The sequence below is a fragment of the Xenorhabdus sp. PB62.4 genome (assembly GCF_014467285.1).
GTDB lineage: Bacteria > Pseudomonadota > Gammaproteobacteria > Enterobacterales > Enterobacteriaceae > Xenorhabdus.
The window spans coordinates 1-3,257 of sequence record NZ_NKHR01000063.1; the positions used below are offsets into that span (position 1 = coordinate 1).

The 3,257-nt window shown below is 43.9% G+C and carries 5 protein-coding genes and 1 pseudogene; 2 read left to right on the top strand and 4 right to left on the bottom strand.

What is annotated here, in order from left to right; translation table 11 throughout:
• A partial coding sequence (locus Xenpb_RS19045; RefSeq protein WP_187655699.1) for a helix-turn-helix domain-containing protein occupies positions 1 to 211 on the bottom strand: 211 nt, incomplete at its 3' end.
• 365 nt (positions 212 to 576) lie between these two features.
• Between Xenpb_RS19045 and Xenpb_RS19050 the strand changes: the two genes are divergently transcribed.
• Entirely contained in the window at positions 577 to 1,758 is a 1,182-nt protein-coding gene (locus tag Xenpb_RS19050; protein ID WP_255523211.1) for a Cmx/CmrA family chloramphenicol efflux MFS transporter, read from the top strand.
• Between the two features lie 192 nt (positions 1,759 to 1,950).
• On the opposite strand, the pseudogene tnpA reads toward Xenpb_RS19050, so the two are convergent.
• Together tnpA and Xenpb_RS19060 are read right to left on the bottom strand one after the other, a co-directional pair.
• Positions 1,951 to 2,380, bottom strand: a pseudogene (gene tnpA, locus Xenpb_RS19055) (IS200/IS605 family transposase).
• Between the two features lie 31 nt (positions 2,381 to 2,411).
• On the bottom strand, positions 2,412 to 2,762 hold the full coding sequence (locus Xenpb_RS19060; protein WP_187655700.1) for a carboxymuconolactone decarboxylase family protein: 351 nt from the start codon (positions 2,760 to 2,762) through the stop codon (positions 2,412 to 2,414).
• A 134-nt stretch (positions 2,763 to 2,896) separates the two neighbouring features.
• Here Xenpb_RS19060 and Xenpb_RS19065 point away from each other — a divergent pair, with 134 nt between their 5' ends.
• Complete coding sequence (locus Xenpb_RS19065; protein WP_187655701.1) at positions 2,897 to 3,142, top strand: co-chaperone YbbN; 246 nt, start codon at positions 2,897 to 2,899, stop codon at positions 3,140 to 3,142.
• A 16-nt stretch (positions 3,143 to 3,158) separates the two neighbouring features.
• Here the strand turns inward: Xenpb_RS19065 and Xenpb_RS19070 are convergent.
• The coding region (locus tag Xenpb_RS19070) for an IS1 family transposase (RefSeq protein ID WP_222943050.1) at positions 3,159 to 3,257 on the bottom strand (99 nt) is incomplete at its 5' end.

Here is a 3,257-nt window from a genome sequence, read left to right on the forward strand (position 1 = left end):
CAGGGGTGAGCTTTTCCTCAGAGAAATAATCTTTCAGATGACGACTGACGGTACTTTCATGAATACGCAAAGCCTGAGCAATCATCTGGGCAGTCCAGCCCTCGGAAGCTAAAAGAACGGCCTTGATGCGGTCACGTACCCTTCCATCACGAGTTGTATCATGCATCAATTCGAGGGCTTCTTTTTGGGCATCTGTTAGATTAATTTTCATGGGCGCGATCCTGCGCTGATATGAATGAAAAATCAAGCATCTTCAATTACGACGGGTATACGAGATCGCAAAGAGCCTTAACGACCTAATGAATTACGCCCCATGACTCACTTCATAATATCCGTAGTAATCAACATTATTTTTAACAACAGCATGAACAACTTTGGCCATTTTAACAGCCACCGCGGATATATCCATGCTCCTTGATAGGTGAAACGAGGGTTTATCTCTCCCCCGCTGCGCGAGGAGAAATGACACGCATCTTGAAGTTGGGTTGATATAGTCATTGACGTAAATTCAATTTACCAATTGAATAATTGAATAATAGTGATGTAATATACTTAAAGTCAATCACTATGGAGTCCATGATGACCATTTCAAATGTTACTCAATCGAGTATCCCGGTGGCAGTTTACCTCTTAGGAATCAGCCTATTTGCTATGGGAAGCTCTGAATTTTTGATCTCAGGTGTGTTACCGAAAATTGCTGAGGACTTACAAATTTCTTTACCGCTGACAGGGACGTTAATTTCCTCTTTTGCAGTAGGGGTTTTACTTGGCGCTCCCCCTCTGGCGGTGGTAACACTACGCTGGCCCAGACGAACAACGTTATTGATCAGTCAGGCATTATTTATTGCCGCCACTGCCGCCGGAATGCTTTCACAAGGTTATTGGTCATTGTTAGTTAGCCGTGTTGTGGGAGGAGTGGCTTATGCCGGATTTTGGGCGGTCGCGGCAACGACAGCAGTTAATCTGGTCACCAAGGAGCACACAGCAAAAGCACTGTCCATTGTGGTGAGTGGGTTAAGTATGGCAATGGTGATTGGAGGGCCGCTTGGCACCATGATCAGTGATATTGCCGGATGGCGAGCGGGGTTTTGGGTGATTGCCGTGGTCACGTTGATTACCGCGATTGTCTTGTGGTTTATGCTGCCCGACATACAACAGGAGCAGTCTCCCGCATTACATATTGAGTTAAAAACGATGGCCCGCCCCGGGTTATGGGTGGCTTATGGTACGACAATCCTGACAACCGCTGCTTATATGGCAACCTTCGGCTATTTAGGAGCGCTGCTTATTGATACCAGCAAACTGACCGTCACCTGGCTTCCGGCGGTTCTCTCTCTGTTTGGTATCGGAGCTTTTATCGGACTCACCATTGGTGGCCGTACCACTAATAAATACCCTTTCAAGACTCTGATTATTGGCACACTGGGCGTTATGCTGATCTCTGTTGCATTAGCCTTTTTAGCCGAAAATTTGATTATCACCATTTGCTTGGTATTTTTTCTCGGTATATTCGGCTTCGTCGTTAATCCTGCGGTCATGAACCGGGTTTATACCATTGCCGATGGTGCCCCCACATTAGCCGGAGCAACCAACGTCTCTGCCTTTCAGCTTGGGATCACATTGGCCCCTTTACTTGCCGGGTTAGCTATCAATACCGGTTATGGTTTAGCTTCTATTGGTTGGGTGAGCGCACTACTGGCAATGACCGCTCTTATTCCGATTCTGTTTGATTATTATGTAAATAAAGAAAAATATTAGTGATACCCGTTGTCTAACCCCATGACAAACCTTATTGAAAATCATGAGGTTTGTTTTTTTAACATTCGCCGCTTTTAGTAAGGTCGTACATTGCCAAGGCTTTTGCCCCATAACTCAACAACCACCTACTAAAGTCGGTGGGTTAGTGATTAACGGACTGAAAGTCCGGATACGCATCGGCTGAACGATGCGTCAATTGTCCATTCTGAACTTATCATCCGGATTCGGTTCAAAATGATGCGCCAGATAAGCCTTTATCATTTCTTCCGTTAACTGGCCCACCGTGGCACAAAAATAGCCTCTGCCCCAAAAATGTCGACCCCAGTAGCGCTTTTTCAGATGCGAAAACTCTTCAAACAACTTATTCGCTGTCCTTCCCTTCAATCTCCTCATGATTTCTGAGGGCGCCAAGGTTGGGGGAATACCCCACCAGTATATAAACGTGATCTTGACTCACTACACCTTCTAATATCCTGATTTCAAATGCTTCATATGTCTGACGAACTAACTCTCGCACGCGTAGAGCAACTTCACCTGTCAACACTTTGTATCTGTACTTAGTTACCCACACAAAATGATATTCAATCTGAAATACCGTGTGGCTGCCATATTTGTAATTCATATTGCACCTCTCGTGCAACGCAGTATCGTAGCTAAATCTGACCGACTAAAGTCGGTGGTTTTAACCTTTCATATGGAAAAATAAACGCACTCTCGCCTTTCATTAATACGGCCACCCCAATTCCTTCCACGAACTCTTCTCGCGTTAATCCGCTTTTTATTCCTGATCTAATGTGGTTTCTCAACGGTTCATCGGCACCTGATGCGATGGCAATGGTGATTGCAATTAAATATTTGAATTTATAGGTTATATTTCCATTATTGAGGGTTGGCGTGTACAGCTTTTCAAAGGCAGATGCCATATCCGCTGACGCGAGCGCCATCATACTGATGACATCAGAAAAAGTCGGGATCTGTTCATTCACGGTTTGTGTCTTACTCATGAAATTACCGATGTTTTTTGTTCAATCTACCCCCCCCTCAATTAATATAATATTCAATATAGTAATTGACTAATTGATATCTGGTATTCTAAGCTAACCGTAACCGTATGCACAATCATGACTGAGGTTCCAACATGAGTACATTAATTGAACTAACCGAAGCTAATTTTGATAGCGTTATCAATATGAAAGGGATCTGTGTTGTCCGGTTCTGGGCTCCGTGGTGCGGGCCTTGCCGTGCCGTTGCCCCTACATTTAGCCAATTATCAAACGACATGAAAGAGAACGCCACTTTTGGAGAAGTTAATATCGATGATTTTCAGAATATTGCCGTAAAATATAGCATTCGCAGTATACCAACGACATTGGTTATGTATTAAATGGTTAGATTGAGCATTAAAAGTAGTGCTCGCACTCAATGAAAGTTCCTATCACTTTATCGTGCATCTCCTCTGATTTAGAGTAACCTATCGTTTTGCGATTCAGTCTCTTGAT

Bases quoted from the DNA above. Each gene is read 5' to 3' on its own strand.
- Xenpb_RS19050 (WP_255523211.1), top strand. From the start codon at position 577: ATGATGACCATTTCAAATGTTACTCAATCGAGTATCCCGGTGGCAGTT.
- Xenpb_RS19060 (WP_187655700.1), bottom strand. From the start codon at position 2,762: ATGAGTAAGACACAAACCGTGAATGAACAGATCCCGACTTTTTCTGAT.
- Xenpb_RS19065 (WP_187655701.1), top strand. From the start codon at position 2,897: ATGAGTACATTAATTGAACTAACCGAAGCTAATTTTGATAGCGTTATC.